Origin of the sequence: Granulosicoccus antarcticus IMCC3135 (genome assembly GCF_002215215.1) — a bacterium.
Lineage (GTDB): Bacteria > Pseudomonadota > Gammaproteobacteria > Granulosicoccales > Granulosicoccaceae > Granulosicoccus > Granulosicoccus antarcticus.
The window spans coordinates 5,101,470-5,120,380 of the sequence record NZ_CP018632.1 but is presented as its reverse complement, the minus strand read 5'-3'; the positions used below and the strand labels follow the sequence as shown (position 1 = coordinate 5,120,380).

General features: G+C 47.0%; 11 protein-coding genes. 7 read left to right on the top strand and 4 right to left on the bottom strand.

Annotated features, from left to right (window positions below):
• Nucleotides 1–124 precede the first annotated feature (124 nt).
• The 3 genes from IMCC3135_RS22205 to IMCC3135_RS22195 all read left to right on the top strand — a co-directional run bounded on the left by IMCC3135_RS22205 (nt 125) and on the right by IMCC3135_RS22195 (nt 4,687).
• Nucleotides 125–1,471 (top strand): O-antigen ligase family protein, encoded by a 1,347-nt coding sequence (locus tag IMCC3135_RS22205; protein ID WP_088919589.1) that lies wholly within the window; start codon nt 125–127, stop codon nt 1,469–1,471.
• 460 nt (nt 1,472–1,931) lie between these two features.
• A complete protein-coding gene (locus tag IMCC3135_RS22200) occupies nt 1,932–3,188 on the top strand; it encodes an oligosaccharide flippase family protein (RefSeq protein ID WP_088919588.1) in 1,257 nt (418 codons plus the stop codon).
• Nucleotides 3,189–3,535: 347 nt separating this feature from the next.
• Nucleotides 3,536–4,687 (top strand): PqqD family peptide modification chaperone, encoded by a 1,152-nt coding sequence (locus IMCC3135_RS22195; RefSeq protein WP_088919587.1) that lies wholly within the window; start codon nt 3,536–3,538, stop codon nt 4,685–4,687.
• A 525-nt stretch (nt 4,688–5,212) separates the two neighbouring features.
• Here IMCC3135_RS22195 and IMCC3135_RS22190 read toward each other — a convergent pair.
• Nucleotides 5,213–6,418: a nucleotidyltransferase family protein gene (locus IMCC3135_RS22190; RefSeq protein ID WP_088919586.1), complete on the bottom strand. Its 1,206-nt coding sequence runs from the start codon at nt 6,416–6,418 to the stop codon at nt 5,213–5,215.
• A gap of 395 nt (nt 6,419–6,813) precedes the next feature.
• On the opposite strand from IMCC3135_RS22190, the gene IMCC3135_RS22185 reads away from it, so the two are divergent.
• From IMCC3135_RS22185 to IMCC3135_RS35305, 3 genes are all read left to right on the top strand, one after another.
• Nucleotides 6,814–9,228, top strand: a complete 2,415-nt coding sequence (locus IMCC3135_RS22185) for a glycoside hydrolase family 16 protein (protein WP_088919585.1) — start codon at nt 6,814–6,816, stop codon at nt 9,226–9,228.
• Nucleotides 9,229–9,238: 10 nt separating this feature from the next.
• Nucleotides 9,239–9,886: a hypothetical protein gene (locus IMCC3135_RS22180; protein ID WP_157736191.1), complete on the top strand. Its 648-nt coding sequence runs from the start codon at nt 9,239–9,241 to the stop codon at nt 9,884–9,886.
• Between the two features lie 627 nt (nt 9,887–10,513).
• Nucleotides 10,514–11,782 carry a fibronectin type III domain-containing protein gene (locus IMCC3135_RS35305; protein WP_261341254.1) on the top strand — a complete coding sequence of 423 codons (1,269 nt, stop codon included), beginning with the start codon at nt 10,514–10,516 and terminating at the stop codon, nt 11,780–11,782.
• 121 nt (nt 11,783–11,903) lie between these two features.
• On the opposite strand, the gene IMCC3135_RS34275 is transcribed toward IMCC3135_RS35305, so the two are convergent.
• From IMCC3135_RS34275 to IMCC3135_RS22160, 3 genes are all read right to left on the bottom strand, one after another.
• Nucleotides 11,904–12,371 (bottom strand): hypothetical protein, encoded by a 468-nt coding sequence (locus tag IMCC3135_RS34275; RefSeq protein ID WP_157736189.1) that lies wholly within the window; start codon nt 12,369–12,371, stop codon nt 11,904–11,906.
• Nucleotides 12,372–12,396: 25 nt separating this feature from the next.
• Nucleotides 12,397–15,096, bottom strand: coding sequence for a hypothetical protein (locus IMCC3135_RS22165; RefSeq protein ID WP_169727508.1), 2,700 nt, complete (start codon nt 15,094–15,096; stop codon nt 12,397–12,399).
• 219 nt (nt 15,097–15,315) lie between these two features.
• The gene (locus IMCC3135_RS22160; RefSeq protein WP_157736187.1) at nt 15,316–17,934 is read right to left on the bottom strand and encodes a reprolysin-like metallopeptidase; all 2,619 of its coding nucleotides are present in this window, start codon (nt 17,932–17,934) and stop codon (nt 15,316–15,318) included.
• Nucleotides 17,935–18,319: 385 nt separating this feature from the next.
• Here IMCC3135_RS22160 and IMCC3135_RS22155 point away from each other — a divergent pair, with 385 nt between their 5' ends.
• Nucleotides 18,320–18,907 (top strand): hypothetical protein, encoded by a 588-nt coding sequence (locus IMCC3135_RS22155; RefSeq protein WP_157736186.1) that lies wholly within the window; start codon nt 18,320–18,322, stop codon nt 18,905–18,907.
• Nucleotides 18,908–18,911 lie beyond the last annotated feature (4 nt).

Below are 18,911 nucleotides of genomic sequence, written 5' to 3'. Positions count from 1 at the left end.
TATATAAATAATATATAGAGTACTCGTCACTTGAAGAAATGAAGGTTGTAATGACGCAAGAAAATATCGATGCGTTATACATCTTGGGATTTTCCGTAGCTGAATTTTTAGGTTTGAATCATCGGTGAGAAAAAATATTTATCTGACTATTTATCCGAAAATTATTGTTGCCTTAACACTACCATTGGCAGGAAGTCCTGGTTTTGCAGTTGTGTACTTGTCACTGTTTGTTTGGTCTTTATGTGGGACCAAAATGGCGATAGAGTCTCTAGTATTGGTATCTGTTGTTTCTTCATTGAACACAGGACTCTACGCAGGAGCAGGCTCATTCGTTTTCTTGAAATGGTTGATTGTGATGGGAGCCTTGATCTCCGGTATTCGTACTTTTGCATTCAGGAAGTACAGTAGATGCATAAAATTGTTAATAGGGTCGTTGCTTCTTTTTGTGTCGAGCTTGATAGTGACCTCCTTGTTCAATAGCTACGCCCTGGATGTATCAATGTTTAAAATATTTACATTTCTACTGGGAGTGCTGGCTATCATAATGTGTTTTGTCGATTCGTTCTATCGGTATGAGTATTGGTGGGCTTGGTTCAACGCCGTTTTCGTGGTTATTATCGTATCCAGTTTGCCGTTGACTTTGCTGTACGTCGGATATTATTTGAACGGAAGGGGGTTTCAAGGAATCTTGAATCAGCCTCAGTTGTATGGTTTGTTCGTAGCGGTTTATGGAGCCTTCATGTTCGGTGAGTTGATCGAAAAAAAGCGAATATCCGCCTTCCTCGTTTTCATGTTGCTTGCCGCGATCATCACTTTGTTTTTATCAGAGTCAAGAACAGGTGTCATGGCCTGTGCTCTGGGGTTTTTCTTTGCAGTTTTCTACAAATTTTTTACCCAGGCAAGTACAAGATTGGGCGTTTTCAAGAAAATACCCATAGTCATGTTGGGATTAATCGTGTTTCTATCAGTAGTTACTCTCGTATACGGGGTTGATCTCGGTTCCGCCGTGTTCGACTTCATGATCAAAGGTGGGCGGGAAGGTGCGATGCAAATTGTAGATTCTGTTGAGACTCGTTCGGATGCATTGAGAATTTCCTTGAACAACTTTTTTAATCACCCCGTTGGCGGGATTGGTTTTGGCCTGGCTAGTATTCCTGCATTTATGGATGTTTACCATGATCCGTATTTCAATATTCCGATTAGCGCTCCAGTTGAAAAGACTAATATCTATATTGGTCTGCTGGAGGAGTCTGGAATTGCTGGGGTTACTGCGTTTATGTTGTTAGCCTGGTTTATTATATCAAGAGTTGCAAGGCATGGTTCTCTGGGGGCGTTATCGCTTATTTTGACAATTTTTATTCTAGGTATGGGCGAAGCATTCATGTTCTCGATAAATGGCTTTGGCGGCTTTGCGTGGATCTTGATAGTGTTTCTATATTTGAGAAGTGATCCGCGGATAAGAAACAGATAGGAATGGATATCTGTGAGTATTTTATTAATTGATAAATTGCCAGTGCATGAGCACCCTTGTTTTCTGAATTTCCCATCTTGAGTTGCATCTTTAACTACCAGGTTCACATGGCAGTTGGCGGCTTTTTTGTTGATTGGAAATGTTTGCACTGAACAAAAATATGATTTTTTATTTCGTAAATACTCTCGTTGGTGTGTTGTTCCAATTGCTTAGTATGGCCTGGCAAGTTTTACTGTTGATCTACATCCTGAAAGCTATGCAGCAGTGTCGAAGTGAAATCATTGATATTGTTGTAGAATAAGACGTATTATTAAAGTTGAATTCTATATATTCGTGCGCTGTGAATATCTAAAAATATGTATCTTCGACTGGTATTCAAGGTGTAGTAAGGCACTCGGTATGGGGAGATAGACCTTGATTATGGTATCTGGAAAGAGTGTTTGAATAGCTGTAATGGAAAATGAAATATAATATTGCTGTGTATCGATTGTTTGCTTCGAATTTTGTCTGGGCCTTTCTAGCGGAGGCTTTGGGCAAGGCGAGTGTTTTATTTGCTAATATATATTTTGCGAAAACTTTGCTTCCGGCATCTTATGGTGTGTTTTCAGTCGCCTTCTCCTTAACCGTATATATTGCCTTGTTGCTGGAGGTCGGTTCGTCGGTGCATGGAACTCGGGAGGTGTCGCGTGCAACGAGTGAACAGTTATCAGATATTGTAAATCCAATAATAACGGTAAGATTTTTCGTAGGTTTGTTGCTCTTTTTTTCTATTAATACACTCATGTTTTTCGGAACGTTCTCTGACGAATATAAACATGTGTTCATGATCTTCAGTTTTTATATTTTGGCGATGTCGCTTACCACGGAGTGGGTGTTCAGAGGGCTGCAGCGCTATGCCTATATAGCTGTCGGGAATTTTCTGTTAATTGCTGTTGTATTTTCATCTTTTTTATTCGTTTCTGATTCAAGTGATGTGCTCCGTGCTGCAATTGCTATCGTGGTTGCTTACCTTCTGAATTCGTTTGTGCTTTTTATTATCTTGAAAGGAAGGTTGTTGCCGCTGCTCAGAATGACATGCAGTACCAACCAGGCCTTGCTGGTGTATCGCTCATCAATCAAGTTTCTTCTTTCAGGAATATTCGGAATGGGGTACCTTTTGGTCCCTTCGATCGCCTTGGTTTCGATCTACGGGTCCTATGATGCAGGTATTTTCAACGCTTTTTTCAGGCCAGTTGTATCACTTTGTGGTTTGTTGCATTTTATTCCTATGGTTGTTTTCCCAATGATGTCGAAATATGATAAGACAGATAAACAATCGTTCGAGGTAATTCACGGGGTGCTCGTTTGGTCTGTGGCGCTAATGGCGACCTTGTCCTCGGTGATACTGTTGTTATCCGGGGGCTATTTCACGGTTACTTTTCTGGGCGCTGCTTATGCTGGTGAGATACACGTTCTTAATCTACTTATCTTGATAATCCCTGTATTTGCATTGAAAAATTCCATGCTTATACCTTTGATAAGTGTTGGTGATTATAGTTCTCAGGTAAATGCTGCACTTGCTGCTTTTGTGGTGTCAGTTGTTGTTGGGATTCCATTGATTTATTGGCTATCGTCGACGGGAGCTGCGATGTCGATCTTTTTGAGCGAGTTGTTGTCGTGTGTTGTGGTTTATCATGCCTATCGTAGGCTAAAGGCGGATGGCTGGACGATGTCTTGATCTTCATGATAAGGAGGGCAATCGATTGATCAATAAAGTCGTTTGCAACCGGGCAGACAGCAGGAAGATGTTTTCCGACCCGTTATCATTTCAATGAATTGTCAGTAATGGAACACAGGTTTTCAAAGTGGGATAATTACACTTTTATATTTTGTACTGATCTTTCATGTTTTTTTGTACGAAGGTAGTGTGCGCAGGCTATTTTTTTCATAGAATTGCTCCTGCCATACTTGTTGGTAATATTGTTATATTTTAAAAAATGTAGCCATGCATTGCAGGATTTATTGGCTGTTTTATTATATTTTTGGTAGTGGCATATTTATATGAAATCAGTGCGGGTATAGCCGGTGAAAAAATTCTCACTTGCAGATCACTATGTGTGTCTGGACGAAGATACGGGGCAGGTCAGGGTCTTGAATCAAGTGGCTGCCAGTATGCTGTCCTTGGCGCTGGACGGAGCTGGCGCTGAGCTGATCGCGTGCTCGATCGTTGATCAATTCGACGTTGATATTGAGACGGCGATGATAGACAGTGTGCAATTTTTGGCAGCGCTACCTTCCGCAGACAGCTTGATTGTGAAGGCCACGGAGTCCTATTTGCCAGATGTTGGCTTTACAGTATCCAGAGAGATTGATGCTCAGGAGCGAACTTGTCTGTATTTGCCGGGAGTTCGAATTGAGGTGGCCTCAGAGCTTTGCGGTTTATGTGATTTGCTGAATGAGATGTTCACCCTGGAATCCTCAGAAGGTTCATGTGTGCGGACTGTAAAACTTGATGTTTACTCTTCTGGTCGTAATTTCCCTATCGTGGGTGAGGGTGAGACCTTGGATACAGGGTATACAGTTGCAGATACGGCAATAAAATGCTTGCGGGAAATAAGTGGTTTAGTGGCCCGCAGTCATGCAGGAACAATCATGTTCCACGCTTCGGCCGTTGCACGAGGTAATGACGCTATATTGATGCCTGCTCATGGGGGCAGCGGTAAAACAACATTGGCTGCTTACCTGATGCATCGTGGCTATGCATTTTTGAATGACGATGCAGTGCCTATGCTGGCTAAAACCGCGGAGTTGCTGCCAGTGCCGGTCAGTTTGTCAGTAAAAGCTGGATCATGGCCTGTTTTGGCGAATTATTTTCCGCAGCTAAGCCATTTGACTCGTTATGGTAACGAGGAAAGACAGTTCCGGTATTTGTCGCCAAGAGATGGGCAGGTTCAAAAAAGTCCTGTTTCCTGCAGGCTCTTGATTGTCCCTGAGTACTGTGAAGCACAGAAAACGGTTGCGGTTGAATGCTTATCAAAAGTCAGTGTGTTCGAAGGGATTATCAAAAGTGGTTGTTCAGTTGAGCAACCTGTGCAGCCTGAGATTCTGGAGTCGCTGGTGTCCTGGGTAAATATGGTGCCTTGCTACAAGTTGACATATTCCTCATTGTCACAAGTTGAAGCAGTGATTGATGATTTGTTGCTTCAGTCCGTCTCTTCCTGGGAGTGGTGTGGGTAAAATACGGCTACTCAATTTAGTGCTGTAGTTGGCTTGATAGGGTGCTTGAGAGGTGTTTTTTTGTTTGAGTCTAGTGGTAGATCTCTAATACGAATTGCCCAGAATAGTGGTCCGTCAATCGGTACTTGATGTAGTTATCCAAAACGCAATTTCTTGAGCATTTTCAGGCTGTGAGATGATTGACATCTGTTTGTTCGGTGGTAGTATCTCCCTATCTTTTTATTCCCCGTGTTAAGTGTTGGAGTTCTGACAAATGGATAGTGCAGAAGGTAAGAAAGGCAATCAAGACGAGCCGTCTGGTGTTAGCTTGCCAGAAGTGTCAAAAAGTCGTCGAAAGGCAATTACGAAGCTGGCTTACGCTTCACCAGTCATCGCAGGTATCTTGTTCAGTGACAAGTCGCTTGCATTCTCTCCACCATGTCCTCCAAAGGGTTGTAATCCCTAGTTAGACTGTCACATTTCAATCTTTCTACGAAGGCTCACTCTTTAGTAGCCAGGTGATGGTTCCGAAGTCGCGGTAGTTGTTCAGCCGCGTTTTCTTTTGACGGCTAGCGTTACAGCATGTACAGCTCGTTGACATTGATAGCGCGTGTAAAGTGGCAATGACTTGGTCACTGGCATGTCTCCGAAGGCGTGCCGCAGCGCTTTTATGCTAAAAAATTTTGTGATTGTAGTGTTAATGGCTGACCACGCGCGCCTGAACCGTTGCAGGGCATTGTTTTTTGTAATTGCGGTAAAGTTGACTATCCATTGCTTCCCTGTTTGGGAGGTTTTAAAGTCAAACTGATAAGCAACATCCAGTGTTTGTTGGCATTGCCACAACGCGAAAGTGGATAAATCATTGAAATGCGTTGATTCTGCCATCTCCTGGAGTTCCGCGGTTTCCCCGCTATCCACAATGTGTCCCATCAGGTGATGGATATCCAGTAAATGTCGGTGATCTGTCAGCCCCAGGTACATCAGGCGGTCTTGTATCAACATATGATGGGCTGTGTGCATCAGTGTGAAACTTAATCCGGGTCGGCGAAACAAGCTGCCGTTTTTTGAATCCAGCGCAGTCGAATTAGCGGCCAATCTAGTCAGTTCCATTTCCATTGAACCGTGTCCCTTGCAAGGACGGGTGTGGATTTCTATATAAAATTCAGCATCCTGATGTTCCTTTATTGGCGGCAAGTGATAGTTTTGCTCGCTTGGTTTGTGCCGAAAATCATCTATGTCGATTGTTTCAAATCGATCGTCCCAGTGTCCCTTATCGCCTAAAAACGGATTGCTTCGTTGAACGAAATCATGTTGTTTAAGTATCTGTAAGGCTTTTTTCACTTCGCTGGGCTGGATCAGGATATCGATATCGCTAACTATGCGGTCCGCCTGATCGGGGTATATTCCGTACAGTAGAAGGCTGGTGCCTTTCAAGGGTAGTGGACGGATATTTCCCTGATTCAAGACGCTGGCTATCCGCACGAATGTTTCAATCAGGCGTTGATTCCTCGTCAGGTTGTAGTCGCGGATCATTTGCAAGGCACCGACTACGTCATCAGGAATGAATGACGATAGTTCCGGGGTGCATATCTTTCTAGCTATGATGGGCGTTAACAGGCGATCGCCGGAAGCCTGCAGGAAGCTTGACCAATCAATGCGCGAGTCGCACAGCGTCGGCTGAAGTCGATGCTTCTCAGATGTTCTGAGAATCTCGCTCAGTAGGATGTTGGAATGGTTGCTTGCTTGAGGCACTGTTTCAACTCAAAGGTGATTGTTGCTTTTCAACGGCAATTAAGCTTGTTCAATAATTTCTGCAGACCGGAATTGTGTGTTGCAAGTCACATTGCGAGCCTCTTTGAGGGCATCACGTGTTGGATCGCATTTTTGTCCTGTGACAGGCGCCTGTATTTTTAGTTAGATGCAGCTGTTTCTGTAAAATTGCCTGAATTTTAGTTTCACAGAACAAGTACAATTTGTCGGGTATCGCTGATACTTTTGCAGATGATGAGCGCTTCACTAGCTGCTTCAAACCCATCTTTAGAGCATTCATAGATGAGTATTTCTTGGTCATTAGTTGCAACTTGTTACAAATCAAATAGCGGTGAGGTCTATGCCGCAGTTACTTCTATAAAGACGTATTGTTTATCATGAGAAAGTTGTCAGCCTGGTTGTTTTTATCAGTAATTTTCATAGTATCCAGCTATTCGAACCTGGCTAGCGCTAGCCCGGCTTACACTGTCGAGGATGACAGCTGGACTTTGATCAGTTTGCCGTTAGATCCTGGTAGTGAGGGTTCGATTGCATCCCTGTTCGGCGATGATCTTTCCATAGACGATTACTCAAAGACCTGGGTGTTGTTTGGATGGGAGATACTGCCGGCTACGGGAGACTTTGGCTACGTAGAGTTGACTCGCCAGACGATACTCGAGCCTGGAAAGGGCTATTGGTTCATACAGGCAACAGGCTCTCCAGTCAACTTGACGTTGCCTGCAACTCTGGATTCGCCGGTCTCGCGCCAGGTTCGGGGGTGCAGTTCTATTGTTGGCTGTAGTGTCGTTGGACTCAAGCCCATCGCAGGGCTCCCTGTTGCTTGGAACATGATCGGTTTTCCTCGAGAAACAGAGTTGGACATCTCAGGTTTAAGAGTGATTTCGGACTCTGGTGCTTGCAATGCAGGATGCACATTGACTGAGGCCTATGCAGCCGACATCATGTTCAGCAGTATATATAGCTACACTGACGAAACCGGCAGCTACGACACTGTAACAGAAGGAATGACGACGCAGCCCTGGACCGGATTTTGGGTGGCTGTTTTGCCGGGAGCTGAAGGTATTGGCGCACGATTGGAAGTTCCAGTGATGATGCCGCCAAGTCAGATTCCAGACCTTTCCCAGTATCGGCTGGAATTCAGTGATGAATTTGATGGACCGGTGCTGGATAGCAATAAATGGAATACGGGTCTTCTATGGGGGCCGTATCTGATTATCAACCAGGAAGAACAGGTTTATATAGACTCCTTGGGGATGCATGCTGGAAGTAACTATGACCCCTTTTCCTTCACACCTGAAGGGACATTGAAAATAACGGCGTCGGCGACCAGTGAAGTAGGGGCTGCCCCAGCAATGCCTGATCCTGATGACCCTGTGTGGGATCGGCATCTGGAATACCGTGCACCCCAAGCAGGTGATCCTCCATACGTTGAAAGCAATGTCAACTATTTGTCGGGTTTGTTGAATTCCTATGAGTCATTTAAATTCACGCACGGTTATGTAGAGACACGAGCGAAAGTACCTGCGGGTAAAGGTCTGTGGCCTGCATTCTGGTTATTGCCATCTCACTACGTGGAAGACGTCCCCGAAATCGATGTGATGGAATTTCTGGGTCAGAATGTCAACGAGGTTTATCATACCTACCACTACTTTGATGTGCCGGCGGGTTGGAAGGCAATCAGAACTCCCAGTTTCCAGACTATAGGTCCAGATTTTTCTCGTGATTTTCATGTGTATTCCATGTCGTGGGATCCGGCACAGATAATCTGGTATGTAGACGGATTGGAAACCCGGCGCATCGATCGAAGTGAATACAAGATTGCCAATCAGGCAATGTACCTGATTGCTAATTTGGCCGTGGGTGGCTCATGGCCGCAGGCTCCGGATAGTTCAACGGTATTTCCTGCAGTATTCGAGATTGATTACATTCGAGCTTATTCCAAAGACATGTCTGTACCTTTGGATCTGGATGAGTACGAATTGGTTTTTTCCGATGAGTTTAATGGTGCAAGTCTGGATGCTTCCAAGTGGAACACACGTTTTATCTGGGGGCCTTTCCTGACGATTAACAAGGAAGAGCAGTACTACGTAGACGCTCTAGGGATAGATGCAAACTCTGGCTATTCGCCCTTTACAGTGGCCAACGGTAATCTGACGATACGTGGTGCTATTGCAGGAGAAGAGACTCCGCTCAACACAGCTCCACCGGCATATCCCAGAAATGACCCTTATTGGGCGAACAAACCTGCAAGTTATTTTCAGGAAGGGTACTTCCAGAAGCAATACACATCTGGAATCATCACCTCATGGGATTCGTTCAAATTTACGCACGGCTACGCTGAAATCAAGGCACAGATACCAGTTGGGGATGGGCTATGGCCGGCATTCTGGTTACTGAATCGCTACTACGTTGGACGGCAGCCCGAGATTGATATCATGGAAATTCTGGGCGAAAATCCTGGCGAGGTAATCCACAGCTATCATCGGCGTAATGACGATGGCGTCTCTGTTCAGAATAGCTTCCGCTCAACGGGCGGGAGTGAGGAAGAAGGTTTTGGTGATAATTTTCATACTTTTGGAGTGCAATGGACCGATGAGAGCATTTCCTGGTATGTGGATGGAGAGCTAAAACACACTTACAGAGATTCATCAGTTGCGTATCAGGTCATGTATGTACTTATAAATCTCGCAGTGGGAGGGTCATTCAACACTCAGCCTGTAGATCAACAAAAGCTACCTGCGGACTATATTATCGACTACGTTAGGGTGTATCAGCAAAAACCGGTACTCTGAGTAGGGGTTCATGTTCGAGGTGTTCCCGAGTATTTTTTACTGGGGTCTAGAGTGTAATTGCATAATATTGTATTACTTGATTAATGGAGCGAGCATGAAGCTAGGAGTTGTAGTCGCCGTCTTGGCCTTTGTTGTGGCTGGTTTCTGGTGGGCCCTCGTCGGAGGGGAGAAGGATCATGATTTGGGGGTGGATATTGAAGCAATTGCCATCGATGCTCCACTGAATAAAGTTGAAGCTCAATCGTCGATTGAAACACAGAGGCTGAACCCTGCGGTTGCTGAAAATCCCAAGTCTCCGGTGAAAGGTAGCGAATCTTCGGGAGCGGATGCTTCCTTGATCACTTCGCCATTTTCCACAGTAACGGACTCAGAACAAGAGCTGCAACCATCTGTGCTGAATTCTGACGATGTTGCAGTGTCAAATTCGTCAACCTCTGCGCCTGATGAAAAAGTTCTGGATAAGGGGTCAGTGGGTGTTCCGCTTGCAGTACCTCAAAGCTATCCGGTCACTGATGCTGCGAAATATTTTATTCCAAAGGAGGAGCGAGGTCCAGGTCGTTTAGGTGGGCCGCCACCGCTTGATTTTCCAGGGGGGCCTAGTGATCCTAATCGCTCTACCTCAGACGAATTCAGTCCTCCCGCAGCGCCTGGTAACTAACGTATTCAGGTCTGTTGCTTCAGATGTCAGGCCGTGCGGCAGCACTATTCTGAGCTCACTGTGGAGTGTCAGGCCTGTATAAAAATTAAAGTGTGAAATGGTTGCTTAAACCGCATTTTCATTTTGACCGTCTTGACGATTAGATGTTACTTTACGTGGAGAACGCCATTCGGCAGGGTATGTAGGAATAGTTAGATGAGAAAGGACCGTCGCCAAGCTCACATCAGTGATGTGAGCAGAAGTTTTCCGAGAAGTAAGCTCTACTCTGCACTGGCTATTTTAATTTTTGCATCTGTGCCTGTAATCAATCTTCAGGCCGCAGTGTGTGGGACCGAAAGTGAGCCTTCTGGGCCGTTTGCACCGCCACCAGCACCAGGAGGTAGTGGCAACAACACTATCTCAGCTCAAGCCCCTGTTTATTCAGGAAATACTACCTTAGAAGCAAGCCAAGTATTGGAGGCCGGTAAATCGCTGACGCAGGCTCTTCCCGATGTTTGTTCCGTCGCAGCTGACGCAAATAACGATGATATTGTGTGGGTTCTCAACGGTAGTGATTCAGGCAGTATAGCTATTGATGGCGTTTTATTCGAATTGAGTGGTAATGATTCGGTGCGGCGGCTAATCATAATGGCCGATGGGCAGGCCGCAGCTGGCAACCGGAGAGTGGAGCTAGCAGTCGCTGAGGTTGGTCGTTTTGATCAAAGAACGGAAGCTGTCTTTTTCAATGTGATTATCCAGCAGTCAGAGGTACCAACAGTACCGGCTACACCAGAGGTATCGGCTACACCAGAGGTACCGGCTACACCAGAGGTACCGGCTACACCAGAGGTACCGGCTACACCAGAGGTACCGGCTACGCCAGAGGTACCGGCTACGCCAGAGGTACCGGCTACGCCAGAGGTACCGGCTACGCCAGTGATACCGGCTACGCCAGTGATACCGGCTACGCCAGTGATACCGGCTACGCCAGAAGCACCCGATGAAAGCCCGGATATTGTTGAGTCGGAATCTCCTAACTCAAACAATAATTCGGCTGAATCCATCTCTACACCGATTGGTCTTGAGATTTCAATCGAGTCACCCGATGAGATTGCATTCTATTGGGAGGCTGGGAGTAGTGGAAATGTCTTAGGGTATGATATTTACAGAAATGGGATTTATCTGGATACCGTTGAAGATGCCTCTTACAGTGACGTTCAGGTAACTAGTGGCAGTGTTTATCAGTATGCGGTCTCTGCGTTCGATGGTAATGGAAATTATTCCCTTATTTCTGGATCCTTGATCAGTATTGCCAGTGATGCGGCATCACAACCCGACTACGCCAAGCCGACACCTCCACCTGCGATACTCTTGCGTCAGGTAGAAGGGCTTCCTGCTGTATTGTTGACGTGGGCAGAGGGAGCAGACGATGAGGGAGTCGCTGGTTATAATATCTATCGGGATAGCGTTTACATTGGTACTTCCTCAAACCAGATTTTTCTTGATCAAGCGGCACTCTCGGGTGAGCATAATTATCATTTAGTTGCTTTCGATGCTCGGGGCAATTTTTCAACGGCCTCTTTATCCGTTTCATCTGATGCCACTTTGACGACTCCGAGCAGTGATCTGATAGATTCGGTGCTCTCGGCTGGTTCTGAGGCTGATAGTAGTTCTACAGTCTGGTTGCTGAATGACAGTGCTGAGATTTTAGTGCTGGTCTCTAGTGACGAAGTATTGGCCATATGGCCTAAAGTGAACGAGGCCTCAGCAAGACAAGTAAGACTGCCAGACGATTTCGACGAGATTCAATTATTTGTTGTTGATAGAGAGTCTGGGGATAATGATCGGATGTTGAGAGTAAGTCTGTCAGATGTCGGTAATTTTATTGTTGTCAATGATGAGTTTCTAAGTCGTTAATTTCATGTTGTGACTGCCATGGATGGCTCGGTTTGGAAATGCATAGTTAGTATCCTAAGGTCTACCGACTGATTAACCAGTAAAACGTGCCTGCATTTACCGTGTAGGCGCGTCAAGAGAATCAGAGCAGCAGGCCTTCAGTTACGGAAAGTGGAAGAGGGCGTTGGTGACTTAACGGTCCTGATGTGTAGTTACGAGTTCCATGGAATATTGTAGTAACGTTATCTGCGAACTCACCATTTAGTGGAACCAGAATGCGATCTAGTGTTAACCACTTACCGTTGAATGCTGTTTCGAATTCTCGTATTGTCGGATAGAGAATCTCAAGTGCGCTTTGTTCATTTATAATGCGATTGATGAAATGCTTATCTACCGCCAGACGAAGAACGCTATCGGCTGATATAAGGCTTGTTTCAATTTGTGCAATAGTTTGTAAGATTGTCCGCGAAGAAGCATCGAGTTGGTGAGTTTGTCCTTTATTGTGCAATCTTACTTGTATCGAATTTGATGGTTCTGAGCACGCGGAGTTGATGAGAAGGACTAGCGAAGCACTGACAAGGCTGGTCAGTAAAGTCAATTTGTTCCACATTTAGCACTTACTCGATTGGAACAGCTTAACGGATCTTGACATTGTCGATTAGAACTGCACTGTCATACTGGCTATCGCCTTCATCAAAGTTCCTGAAACGCAATGTTACTCCCTTGCCAACATTGTTTGCTGCGATTGCGGTGATGTCTATTGTTTGGATCAGATTCCCAGTCCCGTAGACCGTGCAATCATTGCCACCCGTGCCAAAGCCAACGCCTTCAGAAACTTCACAAGCTGGCCCGCTGACATCAAAAGCCAACGAATTTGCCGTGACGGTGGAGCACAGTGTGTCGATCGTCTCGGAAAGCAATAACTCTGTACCTGAATCAGTCAGCATTTCCACTGTGAAGGGATCGTCGAACGGATGTTCAGGTCCACACCACTCTACGAATTCTTCTGAATTGAAGTTCCAATCAAACGTTAGCTCAGTGGCGTCAGCTGCAAGGCAAAAGTTCTGTGCCAACGACCCGGAGCTTGTGGTAAATCCCAGGCCAGTAGAAATTATGCCCATGAAATTGCCTCCGGGTGGGCTGAACTCGCCTAGATTGACAATGCTCCGGCCATCTCCCTCAGTAGTCCAGCCTGTCAGATCTCCCGTCTCGAATTCGCCATTCGTCAGCTCACCGGTATAACTGGTAGTCGGATCGCTGGTCAGCGTAAAAGTAGCAAAAGGTGTAACTGGATCAATTTTTGGTGTGACGGGTGCGAATGCATCGCCTGTCGTATCTAGTGACTTGACTAGGTTGTCGAAGAGTTGATTGGCGGCATTCTGGGCATAAGGGGAATTCACTGTGCGTGTATACCCGTAGTAGCTACTAGCGCCCTCGCTGACGAAAGCATCAGCCATCGAGCTGTTGGCTGAACTGCTGCATGAGCCGTTGTATATGATTGCGCCTGGAGAATTTCCGGGTAGGGATGTAATAAAGCTTGGTCTGATTGCGTACACGTCTCCCATGATGGAGATTCGACCTAGCAGTAAGTCTATGGAATGGCCGATGATTGAAAATACGCCAGTGTTCTCTCTGGTTAGAAATACTACCTGCCCATCCTTGTCTACTGCTCCGTGTGTGATCAGTATGATAGTGCCGTACTTATTGAATTGCCGAACTGAGTCTACGGTAGCTTGAGAGTCAATAAGATAGTTGACATCAAACAACGGACATTGGGTGCCTTCAAATAGAGTTCGTAAATCAGGGCCTTCATCAAAAGGTGCGAACTGAGAGTTGTATGCATCCCAGATAAGCACTCGACTGCTTCCTACCACCTTCTCCCCCGTTTCCTCAGCATACACATCCAGCGGCCCCTGAGTGAGCTCACCGTGCGGGTCGAGTCGATCGAATACTGCAGGTGAAATGGTTTCTACATTTACGGTTGTAGAGTAGAAGTCTCGATCTTCTTGCGATCCGCGAGTACCTTCCGGGTTCAGCATCAAGCCTGTAGTAAGACCTGATTCGTAGGTTATCCAGATAGTCGTATCATCTTCTGCGACTCCAGAATCAAGAACTCCAGGCAGGTTTGCGATAATTTCAGATGCAGTCTCGCGAGCGGCCACGGTATCACCGACTTGAGCGAGTTCGGTCTTCCAAATCTGTTGCGCTGAGGATTGGGCACTGATTACGATTGATGCTTCTTCATCGGTTATCGGATCTATTGCGTTCAAATCGATAGATGCAACAGGGCTGAAATTACCATCAATCTCCGCAGATACTACAAGATTAACTGTAGATTCAGATGATTCGATGAACGGTGAAAGACAACTGTAGACTTTGTCTCCTGCAAGATCATCACCGTTATCCAGCGCTCCATCGTCCTTAAGTGTACACAATGCTTGTCCGAAGGGTACGCCATCAGTCGTCCGAAATAATTGCGCAACGTTTCCAGGCAATTCAGCACCGGGTAACAGGCGCATTTGAAATCGAACTTCGGTTTGGGTATTGGTAAGAAAATCAGTGGGGCTTGCGACTAATTGATAAAGGTCTATTACATTTTGAAAGTAGAGTCTGGTCGTCCCTGTACTGCTACCTTCAAGCGCTGCCATCCAAAAACCTCGCCACGGTACCAATCCAGAGCTTTGATCATATTCTACATAGCTCTCTTTTTCTGAATCGTAGTGCCACAAAGCTGCTGATGATAAGTTCTCTGTTTCAGCCTCCTGTAGACTGCAGCCCTCAAAGCACGGGCCTCCTGCAGTCTCATTACCGACCAAGAGTCCCGCTAATGGCTGAAATCGTTTGAATGGTGAGCCAAGTAGATTCCAGCTGGTAACGCTCGGTCCCGATAATAGTGTCTTTGCGAAGCATCCTCCAGCTGCAATACAAGGCAGGGATGTCGTTATTGTTGGAGTTGGCAACGATAGTGGGACATCTATTGATACTTCGACGCCTGTGACCTGAAGCATCCAGAATCCTGTGCCTGGCGGTATTGTGCCGCTTAGCCCCGGATTGTCGTAAACATTCTCTGTCGGGTCGTAGGTGAATACAACCCAGCCCCCATCTTGATTGTATGAATCTGCATCCAGATCGTCAGCGAATAGTTGTTCGACTGTTTGTCCTGCCGTATCTGCCGGAATCACCAGTTGCATCCAGCTATCGTGTGGCACAACTGTGGATGCCTGGTCTTGAGCCAGCGTATTATCGGCGGTAATAAAGAAGGCGGAAGCAATCAGGACTTTGAAAATGGCCCACCATCTAGGCCGAGAATGAAATCGAGTCTGGATAGTTATCATAATCTGTCGCACAAGTCGTCTGGGTACCGTAAACAGATTTATACGGAGTTCGAGGCGAGGTCAACAGTATGTAACCTTGTAATCGCAACAGATTAGCCAAAAGTGCAGCTTGCACTGTTAGAAAGTTGTAACGATTTAAAGGTTAAAGATAAATACCAGGAAAACGTCAACAGGCCATCCACACAGACGGCCTGTTGATATCTTCAACGTAGTCCGTAATTAATGTCGTGGCATGTGCATGACAGGACTGAGTCCATGCGCACCTGACAATACCGGGTTCCAATAACCAGTCCAAGGGCTAAGGGTATTGGACTCGCCCGCTATATCGTATGTCGTGCCGTTGTAGGTCCAGAACTGGTTGTGCTGTACATTGGCACCAGCTTCGTTAGCTGCCTCGGTCATGCTGCATCCATCGGTATCACCACAAATTCCACCGGTTGTTGACACTCGAATGCTACTGACTGAAGGCGTCTGATAGAACGGATTACCGATCATATTCCACAGGAACGTTCCCGCCGTGGTCGTCAAAGAAAGCCGGAAGCAGCCCTCTGCATCGGAACACCTCGGATCACCAGCACTTGCTGACGTTGATAATGGAGTGCTGCCAGCAGGCATGTCGAGGATTTTATCACTGCCGCTTACCTGAATGATCCAGTAACCAATGCCAGTGGCCATAACCTCTGTCAGCGCTGGTTCCGTATACATTTCAGTTACAGGATCGTAGCCAAATAGCATCCAGTCGACTTGGTGTGTGCCCGTCATGTCATCGGCTATTATTGCCGCTACCGTATTGGAGCCAGCAGGAGCAACCGCCGGTAACGAAATCTGTTGCCAGGTATTGGTCGCAATGACCTTGCCCACATCGTGTGGGGTGAAGCTGAAATTGCCGTTTGAGATATCGAAGAATATATTGTTGTGGCCCTTGACCATGATCCTTGCCTGGCTCTGGGTTTGGCTTGGCAGTGTCAAGTCATATGAGCCATCGTTGGGCGTGCCAGTGACCAGGGGATTGGATAAATCAAACGTCAAACCGCCATCAACGGACAGGAAGATATCGACTAAAGTCGCATTCACTGGTGCCGTATCGGTATTGGCGACATCCCAGGTGACGTTAACCAGACCCTGCAGGTTCTCTCCGCCATTAGGACTGGTTACCGTAAATGGACCAGCGCCGGCGTTGACAGTGATTGCTGCATCCTCTGACTGCACGCCTCCTTTGTTATCACGTACCGTCAAGCGCCAGTTCATGGTTCTAGCCAAATTCGGCAATTTTTCTGCGCTGCTGGGTACATTGGTCACCAGTGTGGACAGGCGAGGCAGAAAACGGGTTGGAGATTCGCTCGGCGTAAATACGCGAAACAAAGGTATCGCGCCGTCGTCTGGTGCTGACAGTGCCGCTTTTGGGCCCAAGCTACGTTGTTCCCATAGGTAGGACAGCACATCACCCGCATTGGAGTCAGCCCCCGATCCAGTCAGTACAAATGGGGTGGCGCGAGGAATGGTGTAATCAGCGCCGGCATTAGCCGTCGGAGTGGCATTGTTCAGAATTGTCTCCACGCCGCAGGCACCGCCGCCGCCAGGATTGGCCATATACGCCCTTATTTCTCGAAAGCTCTCTGAATGGAAAATGGCATCTGAGTTCTGCTGCAGGTCATTGCTTTCGCAAATGCCTGCGTAGGCTTGAATCGTTGTGCCACCACCGGGTTCATAAGCTGTCGATGCGTTACGATTACCTTCGCAACTGCCCAAACCGCTATTGAACGTGTGATTACCACCGAATTGATGGCCAATTTCATGGGCCACAAAATCCACATCGTAGGCGTCGCCAACCGGGGAGGGGCCGCCGGTGACGCCTTGGCCTTTTGTGCCTTCTGTACAAACGACACCCAGTCCTGCCACGCCGCCAGCCCCTGTACTGAAGGTGTGACCGATGTCGTAACCTGCTGACCCTATTCTTGCATCAATGACTGTCTGCGATTCCTCCATTAAAGTGTCACCATTGAAGTTGCCCGTGAAGGGGTCTGTCGTCGGGTCCACGAAAATCAGCTGGCTGTTGCCAGCAACCAAGGTAAAACCGATAGCCAGTTCACGCTGATAAATGCCATTCACCCGATTGATGGTCGTTACTACCGCAGACATGGTTTGCGAGACTGTGCCACCATGAAACAGGCCGTACTCACCTGTGGTTGCCACTGCGATTCTGTAGGTGCGTAATTTATCGCCCGAGGCTTGGGCTGATGTGCTCACGGGGCTTGACTCATTTGCCGATCCCACCAGGCACTGTTGGACTTCACCGTCCAGATTCTCTCGATAATAACTGGCGTACAGTTCGGAATTGTCCTTGAATAGCGGATCAATATACCAGCGCTGACCAACCATCATGACCTGTGCATGAAAGCCTGCAGGGGTGAGATCCAGACGCACCTGTATGGCGGCATCTTCGACACTGGTACCGGCATAGGTTTTGATTTCCGGAAATTGTGCGGCCAGGTCAGGTTCCATGATGGATGATTCTACGACATTGAATGCCATGAACGAACCATCCGGCATCGGCAGATGTACAATCAGGGTCTGGCCGGATGCGCCAGATGAGCCCTCTATCTGTTCGCCTGATGCAGTTGCCAGAGTCGATTCCAACAGGTCCTTGTTCAGGCTGAAGGCGCTGTATTCCGTAGGCTGTACATTAGTGTTGCTGGAACCATTTTCCGCTGCCGAAACCTGTAGCTGCGCGGCACTTTCCCATACGCCATCGGGTGACGTTGCGGCATGGGCTGCGCCTATCGAGGTGAGCATCACCATCGTACAGGGTAAAAGTAACCGTCGAACGACAGTTGTCATCGTGAACATTTTCTTGCAAACCTCGTTGGTTTGAACGACATGAATGGAAGAGGCGTGAATGCCGTTCCTGTCCGCAGATTACTCCAGAAAGCACGGGAAAAGCAGGTTTCCAGCTGGATTGGCACAGTAAAGAATCAACACATTATGGATTAGGGCAGCTCTAGTTTCTCTTGCAGGCTGACAACGTTGAGCAAGTCTGTAATTCGTCAATCAATTCATGTCCGACGTCTCGGTGTCCTGTTTCCATGTCGGAACCCTGTTTAGAGAAGTCTCGATGCTTGATACAATATATTTTGACGGCCATTGATGCACCTATCAACAGCATGAAAAAGTTGATCTGTGTTCAGTGGTTGGTTGAACGAGGTCATTCATCCAGGAAAGTAATATGACGATTTACACTACAGCGTCGCCATGGCGATTAATCTCAGCTTGCGTAAGCGGTGTGTTGGTGCTGGTAACTGCAGAGGTTCACGCACAAGATCAGACCGCTACGCCCATAATCACGTTTGACCAGAGTCACCCCTTGATTGCGCAGGGAGGCGACAGTCCAATGGTCAGCGTCTATGCCGGAGGGCGAGTTGTTGTTAATCGTGAAGTGGGAATGCGAAATCCGGGTCTCTATGAATTTGTCTTGAATGATGCAGAAATAACAGAGCTTGTAGAGCTGGCACAATCCTCTGAAATTGCAAAATTGACAGAATCGGAGAATTTGCCAGGCGTAGAAAAACACGCTTCAGATTCCGAACTCGTAGCAATTTCAGATTCTACAACCAGTACATTTGAGTTCAATCGCTTGCAAGGCGGCAGTGAACTGGTGATCTCTGCCAGCGAAGCTGTGTCGAGTGAGATGCAATCGATCCAGGTTGATGATGTCATTGCCACAGCCAATGCTGCATCGGCTAGTGTTGCGATGCAGCCTCTCAAGGAGCTGCACGTAAAAATGATAGAGCTCTTCAGCAGGGCGGGGAATTAGACGA